Source organism: Johnsonella ignava ATCC 51276, from assembly GCF_000235445.1.
GTDB classification, from domain to species: Bacteria; Bacillota; Clostridia; order Lachnospirales; family Lachnospiraceae; genus Johnsonella; species Johnsonella ignava.
This window is the reverse complement of sequence record NZ_JH378831.1, coordinates 68,101-92,335: the sequence shown is the minus strand read 5'-3', so window position 1 is coordinate 92,335 and position 24,235 is coordinate 68,101. Positions and strand designations below refer to the sequence as shown.

General features: G+C 36.1%; 19 protein-coding genes and 1 riboswitch. Of the genes, 17 read left to right on the top strand and 2 right to left on the bottom strand.

Features of this window, described 5'->3' with window-relative positions:
• Positions 1–56: 56 nt before the first annotated feature.
• The 9 genes from HMPREF9333_RS04875 to HMPREF9333_RS04835 all read left to right on the top strand — a co-directional run bounded on the left by HMPREF9333_RS04875 (position 57) and on the right by HMPREF9333_RS04835 (position 11,042).
• Complete coding sequence (locus tag HMPREF9333_RS04875) at positions 57–1,211, top strand: ABC transporter substrate-binding protein (RefSeq protein ID WP_005540255.1); 1,155 nt, start codon at positions 57–59, stop codon at positions 1,209–1,211.
• Between the two features lie 86 nt (positions 1,212–1,297).
• Positions 1,298–2,908 (top strand): ABC transporter permease, encoded by a 1,611-nt coding sequence (locus tag HMPREF9333_RS04870; RefSeq protein ID WP_005540254.1) that lies wholly within the window; start codon positions 1,298–1,300, stop codon positions 2,906–2,908.
• A 139-nt stretch (positions 2,909–3,047) separates the two neighbouring features.
• Positions 3,048–4,196 (top strand): ABC transporter ATP-binding protein, encoded by a 1,149-nt coding sequence (locus HMPREF9333_RS04865; protein WP_005540253.1) that lies wholly within the window; start codon positions 3,048–3,050, stop codon positions 4,194–4,196.
• Between the two features lie 25 nt (positions 4,197–4,221).
• Positions 4,222–5,400, top strand: coding sequence for an NAD(P)-dependent malic enzyme (locus HMPREF9333_RS04860; protein ID WP_005540252.1), 1,179 nt, complete (start codon positions 4,222–4,224; stop codon positions 5,398–5,400).
• 90 nt (positions 5,401–5,490) lie between these two features.
• Positions 5,491–5,587, top strand: a riboswitch (THF riboswitch).
• 164 nt (positions 5,588–5,751) lie between these two features.
• Positions 5,752–6,357, top strand: a complete 606-nt coding sequence (locus tag HMPREF9333_RS04855) for a folate family ECF transporter S component (protein ID WP_005540251.1) — start codon at positions 5,752–5,754, stop codon at positions 6,355–6,357.
• Positions 6,358–6,782: 425 nt separating this feature from the next.
• On the top strand, positions 6,783–7,622 hold the full coding sequence (locus tag HMPREF9333_RS04850; RefSeq protein ID WP_005540250.1) for an Mrp/NBP35 family ATP-binding protein: 840 nt from the start codon (positions 6,783–6,785) through the stop codon (positions 7,620–7,622).
• Positions 7,623–7,692: 70 nt separating this feature from the next.
• The gene (locus HMPREF9333_RS04845) at positions 7,693–8,418 is read left to right on the top strand and encodes a GTP pyrophosphokinase (protein WP_005540249.1); all 726 of its coding nucleotides are present in this window, start codon (positions 7,693–7,695) and stop codon (positions 8,416–8,418) included.
• Positions 8,419–8,615: 197 nt separating this feature from the next.
• Positions 8,616–9,788 carry a TolC family protein gene (locus HMPREF9333_RS04840; protein WP_005540248.1) on the top strand — a complete coding sequence of 391 codons (1,173 nt, stop codon included), beginning with the start codon at positions 8,616–8,618 and terminating at the stop codon, positions 9,786–9,788.
• A 9-nt stretch (positions 9,789–9,797) separates the two neighbouring features.
• Positions 9,798–11,042 carry a TolC family protein gene (locus HMPREF9333_RS04835; protein WP_005540247.1) on the top strand — a complete coding sequence of 415 codons (1,245 nt, stop codon included), beginning with the start codon at positions 9,798–9,800 and terminating at the stop codon, positions 11,040–11,042.
• Between the two features lie 212 nt (positions 11,043–11,254).
• Here the strand turns inward: HMPREF9333_RS04835 and HMPREF9333_RS04830 are convergent, their stop codons facing one another.
• Positions 11,255–11,788 carry an RrF2 family transcriptional regulator gene (locus HMPREF9333_RS04830; RefSeq protein ID WP_083816580.1) on the bottom strand — a complete coding sequence of 178 codons (534 nt, stop codon included), beginning with the start codon at positions 11,786–11,788 and terminating at the stop codon, positions 11,255–11,257.
• 256 nt (positions 11,789–12,044) lie between these two features.
• On the opposite strand from HMPREF9333_RS04830, the gene scfA reads away from it, so the two are divergent.
• The 6 genes from scfA to HMPREF9333_RS04800 all read left to right on the top strand — a co-directional run bounded on the left by scfA (position 12,045) and on the right by HMPREF9333_RS04800 (position 20,421).
• Complete coding sequence (gene scfA / locus HMPREF9333_RS04825) at positions 12,045–12,191, top strand: six-cysteine ranthipeptide SCIFF (RefSeq protein WP_005540245.1); 147 nt, start codon at positions 12,045–12,047, stop codon at positions 12,189–12,191.
• 82 nt (positions 12,192–12,273) lie between these two features.
• A complete protein-coding gene (gene scfB, locus HMPREF9333_RS04820) occupies positions 12,274–13,683 on the top strand; it encodes a thioether cross-link-forming SCIFF peptide maturase (RefSeq protein WP_005540243.1) in 1,410 nt (469 codons plus the stop codon).
• An 18-nt stretch (positions 13,684–13,701) separates the two neighbouring features.
• Positions 13,702–16,227: a protein translocase subunit SecDF gene (locus HMPREF9333_RS04815; RefSeq protein ID WP_005540241.1), complete on the top strand. Its 2,526-nt coding sequence runs from the start codon at positions 13,702–13,704 to the stop codon at positions 16,225–16,227.
• A 93-nt stretch (positions 16,228–16,320) separates the two neighbouring features.
• Positions 16,321–17,463: a tRNA guanosine(34) transglycosylase Tgt gene (gene tgt / locus HMPREF9333_RS04810; protein WP_005540239.1), complete on the top strand. Its 1,143-nt coding sequence runs from the start codon at positions 16,321–16,323 to the stop codon at positions 17,461–17,463.
• A 52-nt stretch (positions 17,464–17,515) separates the two neighbouring features.
• Complete coding sequence (yajC, locus tag HMPREF9333_RS04805) at positions 17,516–17,818, top strand: preprotein translocase subunit YajC (RefSeq protein WP_005540237.1); 303 nt, start codon at positions 17,516–17,518, stop codon at positions 17,816–17,818.
• A 125-nt stretch (positions 17,819–17,943) separates the two neighbouring features.
• Positions 17,944–20,421, top strand: a complete 2,478-nt coding sequence (locus HMPREF9333_RS04800) for a hypothetical protein (RefSeq protein ID WP_005540235.1) — start codon at positions 17,944–17,946, stop codon at positions 20,419–20,421.
• Between the two features lie 26 nt (positions 20,422–20,447).
• Here the strand turns inward: HMPREF9333_RS04800 and HMPREF9333_RS04795 are convergent, their stop codons facing one another.
• Positions 20,448–21,497 (bottom strand): YeiH family protein, encoded by a 1,050-nt coding sequence (locus tag HMPREF9333_RS04795; protein ID WP_005540233.1) that lies wholly within the window; start codon positions 21,495–21,497, stop codon positions 20,448–20,450.
• 329 nt (positions 21,498–21,826) lie between these two features.
• On the opposite strand from HMPREF9333_RS04795, the gene murA reads away from it, so the two are divergent.
• Together murA and HMPREF9333_RS04780 are read left to right on the top strand one after the other, a co-directional pair.
• Positions 21,827–23,140, top strand: a complete 1,314-nt coding sequence (gene murA / locus HMPREF9333_RS04785; RefSeq protein WP_005540232.1) for a UDP-N-acetylglucosamine 1-carboxyvinyltransferase — start codon at positions 21,827–21,829, stop codon at positions 23,138–23,140.
• Positions 23,141–23,332: 192 nt separating this feature from the next.
• Positions 23,333–24,205 carry a transporter substrate-binding domain-containing protein gene (locus HMPREF9333_RS04780; RefSeq protein ID WP_040882302.1) on the top strand — a complete coding sequence of 291 codons (873 nt, stop codon included), beginning with the start codon at positions 23,333–23,335 and terminating at the stop codon, positions 24,203–24,205.
• Positions 24,206–24,235 lie beyond the last annotated feature (30 nt).

Below are 24,235 nucleotides of genomic sequence, written 5' to 3'. Positions count from 1 at the left end.
TACTATGTCATATATTCAAATATATGGTATATAAAATTTTATGGGAGGATTATATTATGAAAAATTTTTTTAAGGTATTTGCAGGTATCATGTTTGCAGGTCTTGTGCTTTGTGCATGTTCTTCGCAAAATACGGCTTCAAGTTCATCATCTGACGGTTCCGGAGCCTCAAAGGATGTGCAACAAAGTTCTGACAGCATTTCCAAAGATGAGTCCGGAAAAGTTTCTGAAAAAAATGATTCAGGAAGCTCAGGAGACAAGGCGGCAAAAGATTTGAGTGGAACAACCTTAAAGGTAGTTGCTACAAGTGATAAGTATGTAAAACTTTTTGATGAATTTAAAAAGCAAACAGGTGCTGATGTTGAATTTTTGTCTATGTCAAGCGGTGAAGTGCTTTCAAGGGCAAAAGCTGAAGGAAAGCCTATGGCTGATGTATGGTTTGGAGGAGGCCTTGATGCATTTATGGCAGCAAAGGCTGACGGTATGCTTGAACTTTATAAATCACCAAATGCCGGGGATATACCCGACCAGTATAAAGATGCTGATGGCGCATGGGTTGCAAAGGGAATTACTGTAGCGGGATTTTTAGTTAATGATTCGGTCCTTGAAGAAAAGGGACTTGCCGTACCTAAGACATGGAAGGATCTTGAAGATGAAAAATATAAGGGCGAGATAATAATGAGCGATCCTTCAATTTCAGGAACAAATTACGCAGTAATAAAAGGGCTTTTAGATTTTTATGGTGAAGAAAAAGGCTGGGAATATATTGAAAAGCTTAATTCAAATATAGCTTTTTACGGAAAAAGAGGTAAAGATCCGCAGGAAAAAACTACTGCCGGAGAGTTCGGTATAGGTATAATACCTGTTGACGAGTCTGCTTTTGATGCTGCCGAAGATAATAAATTAAGTGTAGTATATCCTGAAGATGCATTGCCATGGGTTCCTGAAGGTACTGCTATATTTAAAGGAAGTGATAATTTGGAGGCGGCAAAGGCATTTATTGACTTTATGCTTACAAAAGAAGCACAGGAACTTATAGCGGAGCTTGACGGTAAAGATACTGCTCAGATAGTAAAACCGGGTGTAAAAGGATTATCTCTCGGACTTCCTAAAGACAAGCTTATAAAACAGGATTTAAGTACATTCGGAAGCTCAAGAGAAAAGGTTCTGGAGAAATTTAAAGAGATAGCAAAGGATAAGGTAGAAAAATAGTTTCTGCATAATTAAATCAACTCACAATCTTAAAAATGATAGATTGATTTATATGTGATACATGTAAATAAAAGGCGGGAATATTTATGAAACATAAAAAACGGTATCAGATTATAGATATAATAATAATGTCAATACTTGCGACAGGGATTGTTATATTTATTATGGTGCCGTTTTTTAATATACTTGCAGAGGCATTTTATTATGAAAATAAATTTGACCTGAGATATATAAAAAGTCTTTTTGATAATAAAACACTTTTATTCAACTCTTTAAGGCTGGGCATATTGACAACGGCATTGACACTTACTGCCGGCATATGTGTTTCTGTGTATATCTTTATATGCTCTGAAAGATTACAGAAATTTTGGCTTATGATTCTGGGTATCACTATGATAAGCCCTCCTTTTGTAACTGCACTAAGCTATATAAATCTTTTCGGCAGAAGGGGTCTTATAAGCTACAGGCTTTTACATCTTTCAGTACAGCCCTACGGGCTTACAGGTATAGTACTTATGCAGGCATTAAGTGATTTTTCCCTATGTTCGCTTTTGCTTTACGGTGTATTAAAATCTATTCCGGGATATATGATTGACAGTGCCAAAAGTCTTGGTGCAAAGACGAATGATATAATATGTGATATTATATTGCCGAATATGCTGCCGGGAATAAAGGCTTCTGCACTTCTTACATTTTTAAGAAGTATATCTGATTTTGGAACTCCTGCAATTATAGGAGGAAAGTACAATGTGCTTGCACTTGAAAGCTATCTGGCGGTTATAGCACAGGGAAACCTGCCAAGGGCGGCAGCTGTAAATCTGCTGTTAATATTGCCGGCGGCAGCTGTTTTTGTACCATACCATAAAAATTTGAAAAATCTTGGTATAACATCACATGGTATTGAGACATCAAATTCAAAAATTGTAGGAAAAGGAATAGTGTATAATTGTATAAAAGCTATTGCACTATTTTTTTTATTATGGATAAGTATGCAATATATATCTATAATATTTTCAGCATTTACCAGAATGAAAAAAGGAAGTCTTGTAATTACGCTTGAAAATATAGAAGAAACTTTGCCTTATATAAATCAGACTACACTAAGAAGTATAATTTACAGTGTTATAGCGGCATCTTGTGGTAGTATTATGGGGCTTTTAATAGGATATTATATGCAGATAAGGAAAATAAAGTTTTTTTTCTGGATTGATTTGGCAGCTACACTTCCATATGTAATACCTGGAACTTTTTTCGGTCTGGGATATCTGCTGGCTTTTAGACAACCTCCTCTTATGATAACAGGAACTGCGGCAATAGTAGTATTAAATGTAATATTTAAACAGCTGCCGTTTTCCACAAAGATAGGCAATGCGGCTATGGAGGGTATTAATATTGAGGCTGTAAATGCAGTAAGAGATCTTGGCGGCGGCAGGCACAATGAAATACTTGATGTTATATTGCCTTTAAGCCGCAGACAGCTGGGACTTTCATTTATAAATGCATTTACTTCAACCATGACTACAATAGGCTCTATAATATTTCTTATACATCCCGGGCATAAGGTGCTTACACTTGTCATGTTTGATGTTATACAGAGCGGAAAATATAATATAGGTTCAGTGCTTGCACTTTGGATTATAATTATATGTATAGTGATAAATGGCAGTTACATGTTTATTACATCACATTCATCATAAATCCTGCTGCAAATATGACAATTGTATTATATAGAGCTGTGTTAAAACGGCATGTAGTGCTTATAAGTTAATATAAACAAGCCTGTGTAACTGTTTATATTAAAAAGTCAAAAATAAAAAGGAATTCAATTTAATATTTATGAATATAGAAAGCGCAAAAGACAGTGTATATATGACTGAACCATTTTTAAGCATAAGAGATTTAAGAAAAAGCTATGATGGAAGAACAGTTCTTTCTGAGATAAATCTGGAACTTAAAAAGGGTGAGCTCTTGTGTATTTTAGGAGCCTCAGGCAGCGGTAAAAGTACTGTACTTAAGGCTGTGGGAGGTTTTTGTGATATTGATGGCGGAAGCATAGTTCTTGACGGTAGAGAGATAAGTACACTGCCGCCTGAAGAGCGGAATATATCTACAGTATTTCAGTCATATGCACTTTTTCCTCATATGAATGTGCTTGATAATGTAATATATGGTCTTAAATTTAAAAGAGATAACAGCGGTGCAAAGATAAGCAGAAAAAGCCGGCAGAAAATGGGAACGGATATGCTTGAAACGGTAGGGCTTAAAGGCTATGAAAAGAAATATGTTGCAAATATTTCAGGCGGACAGCAGCAGAGAGTTGCACTTGCAAGAAGTCTTATAGTACGTCCCGGTCTGCTTCTTCTTGATGAGCCTCTGGGAAATCTTGATGCCAAGCTGCGTGTTGATATGCGAAGAGAGATTATAAATCTTCAGAAAAAATTTAATGTTAGCATGATATTTGTAACCCATGACCAGGAAGAAGCTTTCGGTATGGCTGACAGAGTTGTATTGCTTGACAAAGGAAGGATAATACAAAATTCGACACCTGAAGCATTGTATGAAAAACCTGAAAACAAAAAAGTGCTTGAATTTATAGGAAAATCAAATATATTCGGAGAGTATTATGTACGTCCTGAAATGGTTGAAATAATAGGAATTAAACAGTGCAAAAGTGAAAAGAAAAAGTATATTTCAGAAAATGGACATTATTATAAAGATAAAAAGCACAATATAACTCATAAGAAAAATAGTGCTGATGATATAATAAAACAGGAAATAGAAGAAAGTTTTAACTCTGAAACTAATAAAAAAACAGTTAGAGCCGCATTAATAAAAGAAATAAATTTTTTAGGAGCTTTTATTGAAATCATATTTGATACTCCTGACGGAATAATCAGATCGGTGATATTAAATAACGGCAGACATTATGAAGCCGGTGATGAGGTTTATATAAGCTATGAGCTTTTGCCTGTAAACCGCATATAAAATTATAGAAAGAGGGAAAATAAAGATGGATTTTGGCACGGAAGCTTTAAAGCTGCATGAGGCTAATAAAGGAAAATTGGCAGTTGACTCGAAAATTCATATAAAGACCGGGCAGGATTTAAGTACTGCATATACTCCCGGAGTAGCAGCTCCATGTGTGGAGATATATAAAGATAAAAGTGCGGTATGGAGATATACTGCAAAATCAAATCTTGTAGCAGTAGTTTCAGATGGCAGTGCTGTACTTGGGCTTGGAGACATAGGAGCACTTGCGGCAATACCCGTGATGGAAGGTAAGGCAGTATTATTTAAAGAATTTGCGGATGTTGATGCATTTCCAATATGTCTTGATACAAAAAATCCTGATGAGATTATAAAAATTGTCGAGAATATAGCACCATGTTTTGGCGGAATAAATCTTGAAGATATAGCCTCACCTAAATGTTTTTATATAGAAAAAATTCTGGATGAAAAGCTTGACATACCTGTGTTTCATGATGACCAGCACGGTACTGCAATAGTTGTGCTGGCGGCTCTTATAAATGCACTTAAATTTGTAAAAAAGGATATAGCAAAAATCAGAGTTGTACTTAACGGTCCGGGGAGTGCCGGAACTGCAATAATCAGGATGCTGATTGATGCAGGTGTAAATGATATAACTGCATGTGATGAAGGGGGAATAATATCTGAAAAAAGAACCGGGCTTACAGAACATAAAAGACTGCTGTGTAAGATTACAAATAAAAGAGGCCTTGACGGAAATCTTGAAGATGCTTTAAAAGAATCAGATGTATTTATAGGTGTTTCAGTGGCAGATGTACTTTCGGAAAGAATGATTGGAAGTATGGCGCCGTCTCCGGTAATATTTGCAATGGCAAATCCAAATCCTGAAATAAGCTATGAAAGGGCGATTAAGGCAGGAGCGGCAGTAGTAGGTACAGGCAGAAGCGATATGCCGAATCAGATAAATAATGTTCTTGCTTTTCCTGGTATATTTAGAGGTGCACTTGATGTTGGTGCAAAAAGTATAAATAAGGAGATGAAGCTTGCAGCAGCTTATGCCATAGCCGGGACTATAGATGATAAAAAATTAAGAGCAGATTATATAATACCTTCCGCACTTGATAAAAATGTTGCTTATGATGTGGCATCTGCGGTAAAGAAAGCAGCTATAAAAAGCGGTGTATGCAGAAATGAAAACTGATTATAAATTTAGCAGGATATTTTTATAAATGGTATTTTATACTTGTATTGTGCTGTAATTTATGTTACTATTTTTAGGAAAATAATTAAATGCAGAGTAGACGAGGACGCGTTAAGTGTTGTCTGGACAGGGAGTTGTCAGGCAAACGAAGTCAAACGACGCGGTGTCTAAGTCGCATCCCGCTGTAAGGCAGTTCAGTAATACCTTCTGTCGTGATACGATTGTAAACAGGCGGTTTTATATAGGGCTTTGTTGTATAAATATTAAAATTATGCAGGTATCAATTTTATGTTTGTACATAAAGTGATTTATAAGAGGGCTTGTATCATCTGCGAAAGGAGGTATTTTTATATGTTTGACGAATTTAAAGAAAATTTTAAGGAATCCGCTTCAAGATTTTTTGTACTTGAAAATCTTGTGCTTGCCGGTATGTTATGTGCACTTGGCATAGTTATAACTACGGTTACCGGTATGTTGCCTATATTGCCCAGGTATATGAAACTTGGTCTTGGCAGTGTGGCAAAGCGCTGCATAGGTTATCTGCTGGGTCCGGCTGTAAGTATCGGAACAGCATTTGTTATGGATATAGTCGGATATATGATGAATCCGTCATCAGGAACATTTTTTATAGGATTTACAATTAATGAGATGCTTGCCGGGTTTATATACGGAGTTGCATTCTACAATAAGAAGCTTACGATTAAGAGAGTTCTGGTTGCAAATATCATAGTAATGGTTCTGTGCAATCTTTTTATAAATACTGCACTTATGGAATATATGGGCTATGGTAAATTTACAGTTCTTATATCCAGTCGCTTTATAAAAAATATGATTATGCTTCCTGTAAATACCCTGGTATTTTTTATGCTTGAACCTGCAATGACTTATATTAAGACAAGGATGCGTTCTGTAAAAAAACTTGAAGCCATAAATAAAGCAAAAAATACCGAGAGATAAAGCGGATTAAATAAATTTTAATTATAAACAATATATTTTATTAATTATCACATGGATTTAATTTCAATTAAATTTTATATATTTTAATATAATCTCAGTATACTCAGTAGATTTAAAGATTAATATTTTAGAGCCGTATCAACTGTATAAGGTGTGTTCAATGACTTAGATATAACTGACATAAGCATTGCTATCCTTACTGATATAAGCTATAATAAGACTGTCAAAAGGTTTATTACCTTAGACAGTTTTTTTAAACAAATTCATTATATTTTTATATTTAAAATATATAATATGATACAAGTGTCAAAAGTATAAAAATTCGATGCAAGCCTGCTTGTAAGGGAATTTATTATCTTTTGTCCCCTGCATCATAATATTGTAAAACAAAACAGTTAAAGTAAAATTAAAGGAGATTTTATAATATGAGCGAACAAAATAAGACAGGTTGCAGTGGCTGCTCGAAGGCAGCGGGAAATTCTGCACCTGTGGACTTCAGAGCAAAGCTCAGTGCCGGAAGCTCCGTAAAGAAAGTTATAGGTATAGTGAGCGGTAAGGGAGGAGTTGGAAAATCATTGGTAACATCAATGATGGCTGTAAAGACCCGTAATGCAGGTTATAAAACCGCTATACTTGATGCAGATATAACAGGTCCTTCAATTCCCAAGGCATTTGGACTTTCAGGAAGAGTAGGTGTGAATCAGGATAAACTGATGATACCCATGACAACTGCTACAGGTATAGATATTATAAGCACAAATCTTATACTTGAAAATGATAGAGACCCGGTAATATGGAGAGGACCTATAATAGCGGGAGTTGTAAAGCAGTTTTGGGGTGAGACGGTATGGGATGATATTGATTTTATGTATGTTGATATGCCTCCGGGAACGGGAGATGTGCCGCTTACAGTGTTTCAGTCTCTGCCGGTTGACGGCATAATCATTGTAACAAGTCCGCAGGAGCTGGTAGCAATGATAGTTGAAAAGGCTCTTAATATGGCTGAAAAGATGAATATACCGGTGCTTGGAATAATTGAAAATATGAGTTATTTTGTATGTGGCAACTGTAATACAAAACATTATATATATGGAGAGAGTCATATTGAAACGGTTGCAGCCAAGCACGGATTAAATGTTCTGGCAAAGCTTCCCATAACACCTGAGGTTGCAAAGGCGGTTGACAGCGGTGAGATAGAGTTTTTTGAAGCACCGTGGTTTGATGAACCGGCAAGGCGTATTATAGATATTCTTAAAGATAAATAAATTATATGTCGCCTAACGGTTTCAGGATATAGGTGTCGGCTTTTGCCGAATGATCATAAAAGGAGAAGGTATGCAGATTAATAACAATCCTAATAGTGAACTTGACAGCTCGATAGTGCAGGTTCCTGATCTTGTGCAGGTTCCTGAAGACATGGTTAATTTTGCACAGCAGTTTCAGGAAATAATGATGATGTATACATGTGCCATAAGAGAAGTAAAGACTAAACTTGAAGTATTAAATGATGAGTTGTCGGTAAGAAATAAAAGAAATCCTATAGAGCTTATAAAATCAAGAGTAAAAAAGCCTATGAGCATAGTGGAAAAATTAAACAGAAAAGGATTTCAAATCACACTTGAGTCTATGATAAATAATCTTGACGATGTAGCAGGAATTCGTGTAATATGCTCATTTCTTGATGATATATATGAAGTTGCAGATATGCTTGTAAGACAGGATGATATAAAGGTTGTAGCTATAAAGGATTATATAAAAAATCCTAAAGAAAACGGATATAGATCGTATCATATGATTATAGAAATCCCGGTATTTTTTTCAGATAAAAAACAGTCTATGAGGGTTGAAGTGCAGATACGCACTATGGCTATGGATTTTTGGGCAAGTCTTGAACATCAGCTTAAATATAAAAGTGTATTCGATTATTCAAGTGAAATAGGCAGACAGCTTAAAGAATGTGCTGATGTAATAGCTTCAACCGACTCTAAGATGCTTGGGATACGAAAAAGTATAGAAAATAAGGGTATAGAACTTAAAAAATCTAAGGAAACTATGATTTAATCAGAAATATTTTTCCCTAAATAATATCTTTAGGAATGTATAAAAGAAGTGTAAAGTTTTTTTAAGGTTTAGTTTATTTACATATAAAAATAATAGTTGTAACATTACACATGGGACATATAAAGTTTGAGAGATATTCCTGTGTATTCAGGAAATGGGATATAGGGTGATAATTATACAATAAAGGAGGTATTATTTTGAAAAAGTATAAACTTGTTGCAGCTTTTGCATTTATATTTACAACAGCTGCAGCTGCTGCAAATATAGCCTATGCTGTAAGCCCGCCATTTGCAAGGACTGATGAAGAATGGCAAAAATTAAGGGATAATAAGCTTGAATATGGTGAAATAGCGGGACTTATAAAGGAATATAACCCTACCGTACAGGATAATCAGATTAAATTTTTTAGATTTAAAAAAGATTACGGAATTAAAAACTCTGAAGTATCAGATGCCTATAAGAAGATGGCAGAAGATATATTAAAGGATATAGATGAGGGAGATCCGGACAGTCCAAGCTATGCTTCACAGCGTGCGACCGCTCAGCAGTCAAAGGTGCAGGCTGACAACCTTTTAAAAAGTGCTGATGATACGCTTGAGGATGCTGAGATTTACAGGCTTAATTATGAAAATACGGAAATGCAGCTTGTACAGCTTGCACAGAACAATTTTTTAAGTTATTTCAGCAAACAGCTTACAGTTGAAAAGGCAAAGGCTGATAAGGAATTTGCAAAGTCTAAGCTTGAAACTGTAAAAGCAAAGCTTGCTGCAGGTGCCGCAACACAGGTGGAGGTACTTGATGCACAGGAAGCACTTATAAAGGGTGAACAGGCGGAAACTGATGCACAATCTGCAGTAAACACGGTAAAACAGAAGCTTATTATAAGCTGCGGTTGGGCATATAATGCAGAACCTGAGTTTGGTGAAATTCCTGAACTTGACTTAAGCAGGATTGATGCCATGAATCCTACCGCTGATCTTGAGAAAGCGCTTGCCAACAATTATACCTTAAAGGTAAATGAGAGAAAGCTTGCCAATGCTTCATCACAGACACAGAAAGATACACAGAATAATGCAATATCAAGTAATAAGTCAAATATAGCTTCTTCAGTTACTGAAGCATACCAGAATGTAATTACTGCAAGGGATGCTTATACTTACGCAAATACAAATTCTCAGCTGCAAAAATCAAATCTTGAAACAGCAAAGAAAAGATACTCACTTGGCGCAATAAGTCTTATAGATTTAAAAAAGCAGGAAAATGATACGATAAATGCCGAGATTGCATATAAACAGTCAGTTTATGCCCTCCAGACAGCAATTTCAGCTTATGAATGGACAATAAACGGACTTGCAAAGGCGACTTCATAGGAGTATGTTATGATTAATGTAAAATATTTTAAGAAAAGTGTCAGTGTTGTAATACTTATTACAGCATTAACTCCTATACTTTCCATGTATGTGCCGCAGAGAGTCTATGCTTACATAGAAAGTGCAAGGGAACCGGCTGAAACACAAAAGACACAGGCACAATTAAACGGTTATAGTGAAGAAGCATGGGCGGCTCTCATGGATAATAATTTAAACTATGATGAAATAGATGAACTTGTTAAAAATTTTAATCCGAGTGTTTCCTTTGCAGTTGATAATTATAATAAAGCTTCATATGATATACTTACAAATATAAATGAGCTAAGGGCTGCAAGGATGACTATGGATGAACTTGCCGACCTGGCTAAGGAAAGCAATGATTTGGAAAGTTATTATATGTATAAAGCTCAGATCTCAGCTTTTAATGCTATGATAAAAAATATGAATAAAAGCAGAGAAAGTCTTGCAAAACCTATAAGCGAAGGCAATAAATCGATTAATAAAGCAAGGCATCAGATGTCAAGTGCAGTAAAAAATGTTATGATTTCTTATAAAAATATAGAAACTCAGGAAGAAACATTAAATGAACTTGTAAAGCTTAATAAAAGTCTTATGGCAGCCAGTGAGGCCATGTTTAAGGCAGGTATTTCTATAAATGCAGATTATAAAAAAGCCCAGTCTGAGGTTGAGTCCGCACAGGCACAGCTTACTAAGCTTTCTGCAACTAAGGAGCAGCTTAGGCGAAACCTTATAATGTTTTGTGGATGGCAGCCTGATGCCATGCCTGTGATAGGAGATATACCACAGCCGGATATTTCACATATTGACCAGATGAATCCTGATACTGACATAGTGAAGGCGATAGGCAATAATTATATACTTATAGAAGGAAGAAATACAAAAAGCAAAAAATCGCTTGGAAGCTATAATGCAAAAGTGCTTACAGTACAGGAGCAGGAGGATAAGCTTAAAGTAAAACTTCATGAACTTTATAACAAGGTGCTTTCGGCAAAAACAGCTTATGAAGCTGCTAAGGTTGCATATGAGGGAGCACAGTTAAATAGGAATGCTGCTGATACAAAGCTTAAAGTAGGTACTATATCACAGGTGCAGTATATAGGTGAAGGACTTACTTTTACTCAGAAAAAGGCGGAACTTAAGTCGGCAGAGCTTGATTTAAGTCTTGCGATATTTGAATATGATGATGCGGTGGCAGGCAATGTTTCAATTGATGGAGATGATTCATCACAGTAGCGGCTTTTATAAAATCAATAAAAGTGTAAAATTAAATGTCTACAGTACCTTAAGCTATTTAATATTGAATGCGGTTTTGAGGATTGCAAGATAAAAAAGGTTTTGCAGCAGTGTTTGCAGCTGATTAATAAAAAACATAAAAAAAGCAAGTTTTAAAACTATATTTACCCTCCTTACCGGAGAAACCGGTAAGGAGGGCATTTTTATGTTTTTTATATTTTAGTCATAGCACTGTCAGATTTATTTATATCTTCTGAAATTGTATTATGATCTGAAATTGGATTTTTGGGAATATCGAGATTATTAGGATTACTATCTTTTAAATTTGTACTGCGTATAAGTTTTTCTTCTTCAATCAGGTCATAAAGTGTTATATTGTCAACTACGTTATTTATGGCATCTTCAATTGATTTAAATACTTTCTTTGAAACACAGGCATTATTTTGCCAACATGGTTCAGAATTTGATTCAAGGCAATACACAGGTGCCAGGCTGCCTTCAGTGAGGCGAAGTATATCACCTACAGTATATTCTTTCGGATCTTTTGCAAGTATATATCCTCCCTGTGCTCCTCTTATGCTTTTTATAAATTTTCCTTTTATAAGGGTTGAGGCTATTTGTTCAAGATATTTTTCTGAAATTTGCTGATTCTTTGCAACCTGGTTTATTTTTGTAGTATTTGTGGAGTTAAGCCCAAATTCTATCATCATCCGTAAGGCGTAACGTCCTTTGGTCGAAATTTTCATAAAACAGTTCTCCATTCTTTAATCTATACCATATTGATAGGAATTAAAGATATTGTATCAAAAAAAACTTTAAATGTAAAGCGTTTTGACAGATATTTGACATAAGAGAAGTATAGAGATTTAAATAAGCAGGATTTAAATTTGTAATTAATTATTATCTTAATTGGACGGATTTTATAAATCAGCTTGTAAAAACATATGAAATATGCTACAATCCCAACGAAAAATACACTCTGGGGAAGGGAGGTAATAGATAATGAAACATGTAAAAACATTAAATGACAAGCCGCTTAAGGAAAGTATGAAAAGGGGCGGCTGTGGAGAATGCCAGACCTCATGTCAGTCTGCCTGCAAGACTTCCTGTACTGTAGGAAATCAGACCTGTGAGAATGCAAATAGATAAGTAAGGTGTTTTAACAAGCATATCCCCTACGGTCATATTTGATGATTGTAGGGGTTGTTGTGTTGTAATGGAGAGGTAGAAATTGATTCACCAGTATATAAATAACGGATATTATATAATACTTGATGTAAATTCAGGTTCAGTGCATGTAACAGATAAACTTATGTATGATGCTGTTGCTTTAGCTGAGCCCCTTATAGGAGAGATAGAAAAGCCTGTTGAAATAAGTGATAATATAAGGACTGAAATAGGTGCAGGACTTAAAGCAATGGGATACGATGCTGAGGATATATATGAGGCATTAAGCGATATACAGGAACTTATAAATATGGAGGAACTTTTTACAAAGGATATTTATGAGTTGTATATAAAAGATTTTAAAGCAAGAAAGACGGTTGTAAAAGCATTGTGCCTGCATGTGGCACATGACTGCAATCTGGCATGCAGGTATTGCTTTGCAGATGAAGGAGAATATCACGGGAGAAGAGCTCTGATGAGCTATGAAGTTGGTAAAAAGGCTCTTGATTTTCTTGTGGCAAATTCAGGCAAAAGACGCAATCTTGAAGTGGATTTTTTTGGCGGAGAACCGCTTATGAACTGGCATGTTGTAAAGAAACTTGTGGCATATGGACGTTCGCTTGAAGAAGATAATGATAAAAAATTCAGGTTTACGCTTACTACAAATGGAGTGCTTATAAATGATGAGGTTATAGATTTTTGCAACCGTGAGATGAGTAATGTGGTATTAAGTCTTGACGGACGAAAGGAAATTAATGATGCTATGCGCCCGGCAAGAGGCCAAAGGGCGGGGGTTAGAAGCGGAAGCTATGATATAATAGTGCCTAAGTACAAGAAATTTGTAAAAAGCAGAGGTACAAAGGATTATTTTATAAGGGGAACCTATACAAGAAATAATCTTGATTTTTCAAATGATGTCCTGCATTTTGCAGAACTTGGATTTAAACAGACAAGCATGGAGCCTGTTGTAGGAGATGAAAATGAGAGCTATACTATAAAGCCTGATGATTTACCCAGGATTATGGAAGAATATGACAATCTGGCTAAGGAATATTTAAAGAGAAAAAAAGAGGGGAAGGGATTTAATTTCTTTCATTTTAATATAGATTTGACACATGGTCCCTGTGTAGCTAAAAAGCTTTCAGGTTGCGGGGCAGGTACTGAATATCTTGCAGTTACCCCGTGGGGAGACTTCTATCCATGCCACCAGTTTGTAGGGAGAGAAGAATTTTTGCTGGGAGATGTTGACAGGGGGCTTATAAGGCAGGATATAAGCGATGAGTTTAAAATGTGTAATGTATATGCAAAACCTAAATGCAGGGAGTGCTTCGCAAGGTTTTACTGCAGCGGAGGCTGTGCTGCAAATTCATATAGTTTCCACGGTTCACTGACTGATACCTACGATCTTGGGTGTGAACTTCAGAAAAAACGTATTGAATGTGCTATTATGATAAAAGCGGCTTTAGCCGATTAAAAAGGAGAAATATATTATATGAGAAGCAATAAAAGAAAAGGCTTTTTAAAGTTGTTAGTTGTATTTGCAGCACTTGCGGCATTTGCTTATCTGTCATATATGAGCATGGGACAGATTAAGCTTGGACTTGATCTTGCGGGCGGTGTAAGTATAACTTATCAGGCAGTTGAGGAAAATCCCAGTGATGGCGATATGAATGATACTATATACAAACTGCAAAAGAGAGTGCAGACGGTATCAACTGAAGCCGAGGTGTACAGGGAAGGAAAAAACAGGATTAATATAGATATACCGGGGGTGTCAAATGCAAATGCTATACTTGAGCAATTGGGAAAACCCGGCTCTTTAAGCTTTGTAGGTCCTGACAATACTGTGATTTTAACCGGAGATATGGTTGAAGCCGCACAGGCGGCATCAACTGTTGACCAGAATACGGGGCAGAGAAAATATCTGGTTGAATTATCTTTTAAAGATGAAGGGAAAAAGGCATTTGCAGATGCAACTGCGAAGTTTTTAAACCAGAGGATAAGTATAGTATATGACGGCAGCGTGGTCTCATCTCCTGTTGTAAGGGCTGCAATAACAGATGGTAAATGTACCATAGACGGTATGGAAAATCATGAAGAGGCTGAAAATCTTGCTTCAACTATACGTATAGGTTCACTTTCACTTGAACTTGAGGAACTTAGAAGTAATGTGGTAGGTGCAAAGCTTGGACAGGATGCGATAGCAACAAGCTTAAAAGCTGCGGCAATAGGATTTGCAGCAGTAGCACTTTTTATGATTGCAGGATATCTTTTGCCGGGATGTGCCGCAGTTATAGCACTTGCAATTTATGTTGAAGTTATTATATGCCTTCTTGCGGCTTTTGAGATAACTCTTACATTACCCGGAATTGCAGGTATTATACTGTCTATAGGCATGGCAGTTGATGCCAATGTGGTTATATTTGCAAGGATAAAAGAGGAGATAGGAAGCGGGAAGGCAGTTGATGCTTCTATTAAATCCGGCTATAATAAGGCTCTTTCAGCTATAATAGACGGCAATATAACAACACTTATAGCAGCAGCAGTTCTTTTTGTTATGGGAACAGGAACTGTGAAGGGCTTTGCCTCAACACTTGGACTTGGAATTATACTCTCAATGTTTACTGCTATATTTGTAACCAGAAGTGTAATGGATGGCTTTTATAATATCGGTGCATCTAATGCAAAATATTACGGAAGCAAAAAAGATGCAAAGATAATTGATTTTCTTTCAAAAAAATATATATTTATAGCAGTTTCGGCATTTGTTATAGCAGTAGGTTTTATTGCTATGTTTATGAATGATGCCGCTACCGGAAAGAAGTTTAATTATAGTATAGATTTTAAAGGCGGCACATCAACAAATGTTACTTTTAATGAAGATATGTCGCTTGAAGACATATCAAGCAAAGTAGTTCCGGTAGTAAGTTCCGTAACAAATGATGCGGATATACAGACTCAGAAAGTGAAAGATTCAACTGAGGTTATAATTAAGACAAGGACGCTTAATGTTGAAGAGAGAGAGCAGCTTAATGAAGCACTTAAGTCTAATTTTAATGTAGATACTGATAAAATAACCGCCGAGAGTATTTCTGCCACCGTAAGTAATGAAATGAAAAAGGATGCAATAGTAGCAACTCTTGTAGCAACACTGCTTATGCTTATATATATATGGTTCAGATTCAGCGACATAAGGTTTGCATTAAGTTCCGTTGCCGCTCTTATGCATGATGTGCTTGTTGTAATCACATTTTATGCAGTGGCAAAATGGAGTCTGGGTTCAACCTTTATAGCCTGTATATTGACCATAGTGGGTTATTCTATTAATGCTACTATAGTTATTTTTGACAGAATAAGGGAAAATCTTAAAAGTTTCTCAAGAAAGCTTGATAGAAAAGAAATAGTAAATTTAAGTGTTACACAGACTCTTTCAAGAAGTATAAATTCTTCACTGACAACTTTTATTACTATATTTATACTTTATCTTTTGGGTGTATCCTCAATAAGAGAGTTTGCACTACCGATTATGGTAGGTATAGTCTGCGGAACATACTCATCAGTCTGTCTGGCAGGTGCATTCTGGTATATAATGATTGAATATACAAATAAAACAGGGGCTGGCACATCTGTAAAATCAGTTTCTGAAAATCAGAGTTTGAGCAGCAATAGCAGTAGCGGAAAATCAAAATCAGGCAAAAAATCCAAGGCTAAAGCTGATAATAGAGATATAGATAACGATATTTCGGATGGCACAGGCAATAAACCTGATATAGATAAGTTATATCTTGATAAAGTTGTAAATGCGAAGGATTCGTCAACCAGCAACAAAGATACTGATATTTCATATAATGATGATACCGATATGGCGAATGACGAAAACGGCACTGCCAATGAAGACTCTCTTGAGAAAACCTTAGTTAAAGAAACTTCAGTTAAAGAAGATTCTGAACAAAAGAAAACTGCCCAAAAGGCTTCAGGGAATTTTAATAAAGGCAAAAAGAAGAAAAAGAAGAAGTAAGAAGTATAATCTAAATTCTGATTTTAAAAAATGCTATGGTTTTTAATAAATATAGTATAGATTTTAATAAAGGACTAGTATAAACAATAATATATGATTTATAAAGTGATTGCAAAGCAGGGAAATGCAAAGTCGGCACATATGAAAACTGTACATGGAGAGGTGGAAACTCCTGTATTTATGAATGTAGGTACTGTTGCTGCTATAAAAGGTGCTGTTTCTACAGAAGATTTAAGAGATATAAAAACTCAGGTTCAGCTTTCAAACACCTATCATCTCCATGTACGTCCGGGTGATGAAATAGTAAAAAAACTTGGCGGTCTCCACAGGTTTATGAATTGGGACAGACCTATACTTACCGATTCGGGAGGTTTTCAGGTATTTTCACTTGCAGGACTAAGAAAGATTAAGGAAGAGGGAGTATATTTTAACTCACATATTGACGGCAGGAAGATATTTATGGGTCCTGAAGAAAGTATGCAGATACAGTCAAATCTTGCTTCAACCATAGCCATGGCATTTGATGAATGTCCGGGAGCTCTTTCAGAAAGGGAATATATAGAGCAGTCGGTACAGCGTACAAGCAGATGGCTTGTACGCTGTAAAGATAAGATAGACTGCCTTAATAAACTGGAAAATACAATTAATAAAAATCAATTGCTTTTTGGTATAAATCAAGGCGGTATATTTGAAGATATAAGGATAAGGCATGCAAAAGAGATATCTCAGATGAATCTTGATGGCTATGCGATAGGAGGACTTGCAGTCGGTGAAAGCCATGAAGAGATGTATAATATACTTGATGCGGTGGTTCCGTATCTGCCCTATGATAAGCCCACATATCTTATGGGAGTCGGTACGCCTGCAAATATACTTGAGGCAGTAGAGCGAGGAATTGATTTTTTTGACTGTGTTTATCCAAGCAGAAATGGCAGACATGGACATGTTTATACTGATTCAGGCAAGCTTAATTTATTTAATAAAAAATATGAGCTTGATGAAGCTCCTATAGAAGACGGTTGTGGCTGCATGGCATGCCGTGCACATTCAAGAGCGTATATAAGACATCTGCTTAAAGCAGGTGAGATGCTTGGTATGCGCCTTTGTGTATTGCATAATCTGTATTTTTATAATAAAATGATGTCTGAGATTAGGGATGCGATAAGATATGGAGATTTTAAGGAGTATAAGAGGGTTAAGCTTAAAAGCATGTATGACAGACAGGATAAAATATAAATTTACAAAACTGTCATAGAATGATAAATAAATATTTCAGGAGGATTTTAATATGCTGTTAACTGCAGCTGCTAACGGTGGAGTCAATATAGGTATACTTATAGTTTATATTGTAGGCTTCGGAGCATTAATGTACTTTATGTCTTATAGACCTCAGAAAAAAGAACAGGAAAGAAAAAAAGAATTGCTTTCAAGTCTTGAGATAGGAGATTCAGTATGTACTACAGCAGGCTTTTACGGTATTATAATTGATATAACCGAAGATATGATTATAGTCGAATTTGGAAACAATAAAAACTGCCGCATACCCATGAGAAAGGATGCCGTAGTTGAGGTTGAAAAGCCTGAAAAATAGCAGAACCTAAATTTATTTTTACGGTTTTTATATATAAAACTCCTATACTCTGATGGTATAGGAGCTTTATATATATAGTATAGAAATAAATTATATATCAGTATTCAGGCATTTAAGGAGCTTTTATGAAGTTTTTAAACTTATTAAAAAATAAATTTGTTATACTGGGTATAGTATTTATTGTGGCTTTAGTAAGCTATTTTATAATGCTTGTGCAAAAAGGCACTAAAGGGGGACCTGTATATACAAGTATAGAAGAACCGTCTTTGCCGGTAGTATGGGTTGAGATGGCTCAAAGGCATATGAACTGTATGAGGGGCTTTTTAAATGATCCGGGACCGGATGTTGCTTATGATACGCTTACAAGCGTACCTGAAGACAGCAGGCTTAAACTCTTTATAAGAGATGGTTCTATAACAATAACAGGTATAAAATATGAGATTAGGAGTGCAGATCTTTCGGAGCTTATTGACAGAGGAAGTATAAATGATTTTGAAAATTCTGAAAATGAAAACGGAATTGATTTTGAACTGCCTATAGGAAATTATTTAAGTGAATGGAGGCAGTACCGGCTTGATCTTACTCTTGTAACTGAAAATAAAGGTGATGTACATTACTATACTGCAATTATGAAATGTCAGCAGGAGGAGCTTATAAAAATGGTGGAACTTGCCGCATCATTTTCCGATAGAAATTTTGATTACGATGCTGCAAGGGAAAATGCTACTTATCTTGAGTCGGATGATACCGGTGATAATACAAATCTGGGCCTTGTGAATTTAAAAAGCAGCTATGAACAGTTGACTTACAGAAAGCTTAATCTAAGGCCTATAGGGGTTAAAGACATACGGCTGTGTTCTTATGACGGATATATGGGAGAACTTAAGATTACATTTAGTGCAGGGAGTAAAAATGACAATAAGCAGGCAGAGCTTTATGAAATAAGTGAAAGCTTTATAATGCGTGTAGGTCCTGAACGTCTTTATATGATGGACTATACCAGAACTATGAGTGAGGTGTTTTTAGGTGATACACAGCTATTTAATGCAGAAAAGATAGAGCTTGGTATAAATGGAGCAGGTAAAATCTCAGGGCTTTCAAGTCCTGATGAAAGATTCAGAGCATTTGTATCAAACCGTGATCTTATACTTATAGACAGAGGGACTGCTGATGAAAGCGGCACAAAAACTGTAATTAATCCGTCTGCTGTTAAGCTTTATTCATTTAGGAGCGGTGTAGACTCAGGTCTTAGGAGCGCCTATGACAGAAATGACATTAAAATATTAAAAACCGGAGATAACGGCAGTGTTGACTTTCTGGTTTATGGCTATATAAACAGGGGAAAACATGAGGGTGAAACAGGCATAATTTATAACAGATATGACCCTCAGAAAAATATAATAGTTGAAAATTTCTTTATCCCGGTTAATAAAACATATGGAGAGATAAGAGAAGATGTGCTTACACTTGCATATCTTGGAGGAAATAATAATCTTTATATGAAGATAGGATCTGTAGTATATTCGATAGATCCTGAGGGAGGCAGTTCAATTGTTGTTGCTGAAGGACTGAGGGACGGTTGTTACAGTATAAGTCCGCTTGAAAGCAGGTTTGCGTGGCAGGTAAAACAGGATAGGGACGGTTCAGGCATAATTAATTTTATGAATTTTGATACAGGTACTAAACAGGAGATAAAAGCCGAACAGGGCAAACTTTTAAGTACAAAGGGCTTTATAGATTCAGACCTTGTACTGGCTATATCTGATGAAAATATTTCATGGATTATAAATGATAAAAAGACAGTTACTCCCTATAATGCGATTGAGATAATAAATGATTTACTTGAAGTCCAGGAACATTATGAGAGAGTAGGAAATTTTATAAGTGATGTAAGAGTTGAAGGCGGAAGGGTACATCTTAAGCTTTTAAATAAAAACGGGGATACGAGTTTTAATTTTATAGCAGATGATACGATAGTAAGCAATACCGATATTGTTTCAGATGATATAAAAGGCATAGGTTATTACAGTTCTGAAGATAAGGGCAGGGTGTTTTTTACTGAATCGGATTTTGTAAATGGAGAAAAGATAAAAAAACTTGAGGTTCCGGAGAATATAAGTTATGAAACCACAAAAAATATTGATATAGACCAGAATGAACAGGAATACAGATATAATGCCTATGTTCATGGAGATATGGTGTCAAGCCATGAAAATCCCGACCGGGCTATACAGGTGGCATATGCGGGCATGGGCAGGGTAAATATTCGAGGAAATATATTTTATGCAAGAGCGGCTGTATTGGGTTACAAGATGCTTAAGGTTCCGGCTACCAGGGCTGAGGATTTTATGCAGGCACGTATGGACGATACGCTTACTTCGCTTATGGGTATAAGTTTAAGACAGAGTTTTTATTTTTTAAACAAAAACCTTTATGTACTTGGATATTCAGATGGCGGTGCACCGCTTTTAATTTACGGATATGACAGAAACAGTGTATATGTATATGATATAAATGCCGGTGATACTAAAAAAATTCCTTTAAATCAGGCTGAGATTATGTTTAACGGCAGCTATAATGATTTTTCATGCTTCTGGGAATAAAAACATAAAAATAATGGGGCTTTTTATTACCACAGCCCCATTATTTTTTGCATTATAAGGCTTACAGCCGTTATGGCACTCCAGCAGCCCATACCAAGTATAATTGACTTTCCTCCTGTTTTAATGAGCTTTACTATATCGGAATTCAGCCCTATTGCAGCCATTGCCATAACTATAAGGAACTTGCTCAGCTCTTTAAAAGGAGTAAAAAATTCTTTCGGGATACCAATCCATGGGGCAAGGGTGGTGATTAGCGAGGCAGCCATAAAATAAAGTATAAAAACTGGAAATATCTTTTTAAGGTCTATATCTGCATGTTCTTTTGTCTCTTCTTCCCGTGCTTTAGTGATTTTCTTAAGCCTTATATAAGTAAGGGCAATTACTATAGGTATAATCGCAAGAGTTCTTGTAAGCTTTACTATTACAGCCTTGTCAAGAGTAGCAGTACCCAGCGACCACATACTGTCCCATGTTGAAGCGGCTGCAGTAACTGATGATGTATCATTTACTGCGGTGCCTGCGAATATACCGAATGCTTCGCCATTTGTATGATTAAGACCTATACTTTTGCCGAGAATAGGAAAGAGTACGGCTGCTATTACATTAAAAAAGAATATAACTGATATTGCCTGTGCAACCTCACGGTCATCGGCATCGATTACAGGTGCAGCTGCCGCTATGGCGGAACCGCCGCATATTGAAGAACCTACGCCTATAAGAGTTGCGGTATTTGCTTCAATTTTTAGAAATTTATGCAGCAGAAATGCAGTTATAAGTGATATACCTATAGTGCATACTATTATAGGCAGAGATTGCATTCCTGTTTTAAAAATTACATTTAGATTAAGACCGAAGCCGAGTAATATAACAGCCCATTGCAGAACTTTTTTTGATACGAATTTTACACCATTACCTGTCTGTGGGTCTACTGCATTAAATGCGGATATTATCATGCCTGCCGCCATTGCCGTTACAGCACCTCCAACTACAGGATAACTTTTGCCTATAAGCCATGATGGAGCGGCTATGGCAAGACATAGAAATATTCCTTTAAAATTGTTTTTAATAAAATCCATTATTAATCCTTTCAATAATAAACACAATTATTACAGCAGGATTCCTGCCTGTTCTGTGTGTTATTATAGTATTGGTAATGTTTCTTGTCCATAGCTTAAGCTTATTTGTATATAAATAGCGGTATAAATTTGATATGCTAAAAATATTATGATATAATGGAGGCATTAGATATCCTGTATATCAGGCTTTTAGAGAGCTGTATTTGTAATCTGCGGCTATTTGATAAAAAAATATTAGAAAAGTTTTACATAATTCTTTACGTTTTATTAATATTATGTTATAATCACTCTTAATAAACCCAAAAAAAATCCAGAAGGAGATTTTGAATATGCATTGCTATTCAATTAAAGGGGGATATCCCTTAAGTGGAACAGTTGCAGTCAGTGGCTCTAAAAATGCCGCACTTGGCATTTTGGCTGCCGCCATTATGACAGAAGAATCGGTTTTTATTGATAATATTCCGGATGTTTCGGATATAAACATTATGCTTGAGGAGATTGCTTCCTTAGGGGTTGGAGTTCATAGAGTTAGCAGACACAGTGTAAGGATAAATGCTAAAGACATATATTCAGTAGTTGCAAATGATGCGAGTCTGTCAAAGATGAGAGCCTCTTATTATCTTATAGGTGCTCTTTTAGGCAGATTTCAAAGTGCAGAGGTCAGATTACCGGGTGGATGCTGTATAGGTACACGTCCAATAGACCAGCATCTGAAAGGCTTTAAAGGGCTTCAGGCAAAAACTGAGATTTCAAACGGCATACTTAAGGCTCATGCTATAGCTCTGATAGGAAATACTATATCATTTGATACAGTATCAGTAGGTGCTACGATAAATACTATGCTTGCCGCTGTATTGGCTGAAGGAAGGACTGTGCTCAGAAATGTTGCAAAAGAGCCGCATGTGGTTGATATAGCTAATTTTCTGAATTCAATGGGAGCGGATGTAAGAGGTGCCGGAACCGATGAGATAAGAATCAACGGTGTTGAAAAGCTTCATGGCAGTGAATATACAGTGATCCCTGATCAGATAGAAACAGGTACATTTATGTGTGCTTCTGCTATAACGGGCGGAGATATAACAGTTACAAATGTTATACCGAAGCACATGGAACCGGTTTCTCAAAAGCTTATTGAGATGGGCTGTGATATTATTACAAGAGATGACTATATAAGGGTTAGAGCAGGAAAGAAACTTTTGGCATCTGACATCACAACTATGCCATATCCGGGATTTCCTACTGATATGCAGCCACAGTTTACTACACTTCTTTCGGTTGCTTCAGGAGCAAGTGTGGTTGAAGAAAAGATTTTTGAAAACAGATTTTTGTATATTGACGAGCTTATGAAAATGGGCGTTGATATAAAAGTAAGGGGTGATGCGGCTTTTATATCAGGTGTTGATTCGATTACGGGAGCAGGGCTTTTTGCACCTGATCTTAGAGCAGGTGCGGCACTTGTGCTTGCGGCACTTAAGGCGAAAGGTTACAGTACAATTTGGGATATCCACTTTATACAGAGAGGGTATGAAAGATTTGATGAAAAATTGAGAAGTCTTGGCGCAAGAATTGAAATGGCTTTTATAGGAAGTCGGGAGGCAGAACACAGAGCAGAGTTGAAATTCGGATTTAAATATGGAAGCTAGTTATATTGTTTCTGTGATATTTACAGTATAAATAGAATTTCTTTGTGTAAAAGGCATTGCTGCTTTATAAAATTAATTGTATAATGAGTATTATGGAAAAACGGCTTTTATTCAAGGCTGTTTTTTCTTTATAAATAGGTGTCAAATACTTTTGACACCTACATCAATATTTATAAAAAGAGGAGATTAAAGATGAAAAAAATTTTAAACCTAGTTGCGGTAGCAGGGATTGCGGGAATTATGTTAATGATAGGAGCGTGTGGACAGACCGGAAAAGAAAGTACCGGGGAATCATCACAGGCTTCAGGTACTAAAGTGCTTAAAGTTGCAATGGAATGCAGTTATGCACCTTATAACTGGAGTCAGCCGGATAATTCAAACGGTGCTATTAAAATATCAAACGGACAGAATGAATATGCTTACGGATATGATGTAATGATGGCTAAGCATATAGGTAAAGAGCTTGGATACGAGATTGAGATAACAAGGCTGGATTGGGATGCACTTGTACCGGCGGTACAGTCAGGTCAGGTTGATTGCGTTATAGCAGGTCAGTCAATTACTTCAGAGAGATTAAAGAGTGTAGATTTTACAAGTCCTTATTATTATGCTTCAGTTGTTACACTTGTAAAAAAAGACGGTAAATTTGCAGATGCAAAAAGTCTTGCAGATCTTAAGGGTGCTTCAGTAACAGCACAACAAAATACTATATGGTATGATATATGTGCAAAACAGATCCCTGATGCTAATATACTTACGGCACAGGATTCATCACCTGCCGCACTTGTAGCACTTGATAGCGGAAAATGTGATGCGGTGATTACAGATATGCCTACTGCGAAGGCTGCACTTGTAGCTCATCCTGATTTCAAACTGCTTGATTTTGAAGGAGATGCTGAGAATGACTATAAGGTTTCTGAAGAAGAGGTGAATATAGGAATTTCACTTAAAAAGGGAAATACTGAGCTTAAAGATTCAATTAATTCAGTACTTGACAAGATGGATAAAACTGAATTTGAAAAGATGATGGATGAGGCAATAAAGGTACAGCCTCTTGGTGTTTAAATCAATAAATATAAGTATTTAAAATTTAAA

Bases quoted from the DNA above. Each gene is read 5' to 3' on its own strand.
- HMPREF9333_RS04875 (WP_005540255.1), top strand. From the start codon at position 57: ATGAAAAATTTTTTTAAGGTATTTGCAGGTATCATGTTTGCAGGTCTT.
- HMPREF9333_RS04870 (WP_005540254.1), top strand. From the start codon at position 1,298: ATGAAACATAAAAAACGGTATCAGATTATAGATATAATAATAATGTCA.
- HMPREF9333_RS04865 (WP_005540253.1), top strand. From the start codon at position 3,048: ATGAATATAGAAAGCGCAAAAGACAGTGTATATATGACTGAACCATTT.
- HMPREF9333_RS04860 (WP_005540252.1), top strand. From the start codon at position 4,222: ATGGATTTTGGCACGGAAGCTTTAAAGCTGCATGAGGCTAATAAAGGA.
- HMPREF9333_RS04855 (WP_005540251.1), top strand. From the start codon at position 5,752: ATGTTTGACGAATTTAAAGAAAATTTTAAGGAATCCGCTTCAAGATTT.
- HMPREF9333_RS04850 (WP_005540250.1), top strand. From the start codon at position 6,783: ATGAGCGAACAAAATAAGACAGGTTGCAGTGGCTGCTCGAAGGCAGCG.
- HMPREF9333_RS04845 (WP_005540249.1), top strand. From the start codon at position 7,693: ATGCAGATTAATAACAATCCTAATAGTGAACTTGACAGCTCGATAGTG.
- HMPREF9333_RS04835 (WP_005540247.1), top strand. From the start codon at position 9,798: ATGATTAATGTAAAATATTTTAAGAAAAGTGTCAGTGTTGTAATACTT.
- HMPREF9333_RS04830 (WP_083816580.1), bottom strand. From the start codon at position 11,788: ATGAAAATTTCGACCAAAGGACGTTACGCCTTACGGATGATGATAGAA.
- scfA (WP_005540245.1), top strand. From the start codon at position 12,045: ATGAAACATGTAAAAACATTAAATGACAAGCCGCTTAAGGAAAGTATG.
- HMPREF9333_RS04815 (WP_005540241.1), top strand. From the start codon at position 13,702: ATGAGAAGCAATAAAAGAAAAGGCTTTTTAAAGTTGTTAGTTGTATTT.
- tgt (WP_005540239.1), top strand. From the start codon at position 16,321: ATGATTTATAAAGTGATTGCAAAGCAGGGAAATGCAAAGTCGGCACAT.
- yajC (WP_005540237.1), top strand. From the start codon at position 17,516: ATGCTGTTAACTGCAGCTGCTAACGGTGGAGTCAATATAGGTATACTT.
- HMPREF9333_RS04800 (WP_005540235.1), top strand. From the start codon at position 17,944: ATGAAGTTTTTAAACTTATTAAAAAATAAATTTGTTATACTGGGTATA.
- HMPREF9333_RS04795 (WP_005540233.1), bottom strand. From the start codon at position 21,497: ATGGATTTTATTAAAAACAATTTTAAAGGAATATTTCTATGTCTTGCC.
- murA (WP_005540232.1), top strand. From the start codon at position 21,827: ATGCATTGCTATTCAATTAAAGGGGGATATCCCTTAAGTGGAACAGTT.
- HMPREF9333_RS04780 (WP_040882302.1), top strand. From the start codon at position 23,333: ATGAAAAAAATTTTAAACCTAGTTGCGGTAGCAGGGATTGCGGGAATT.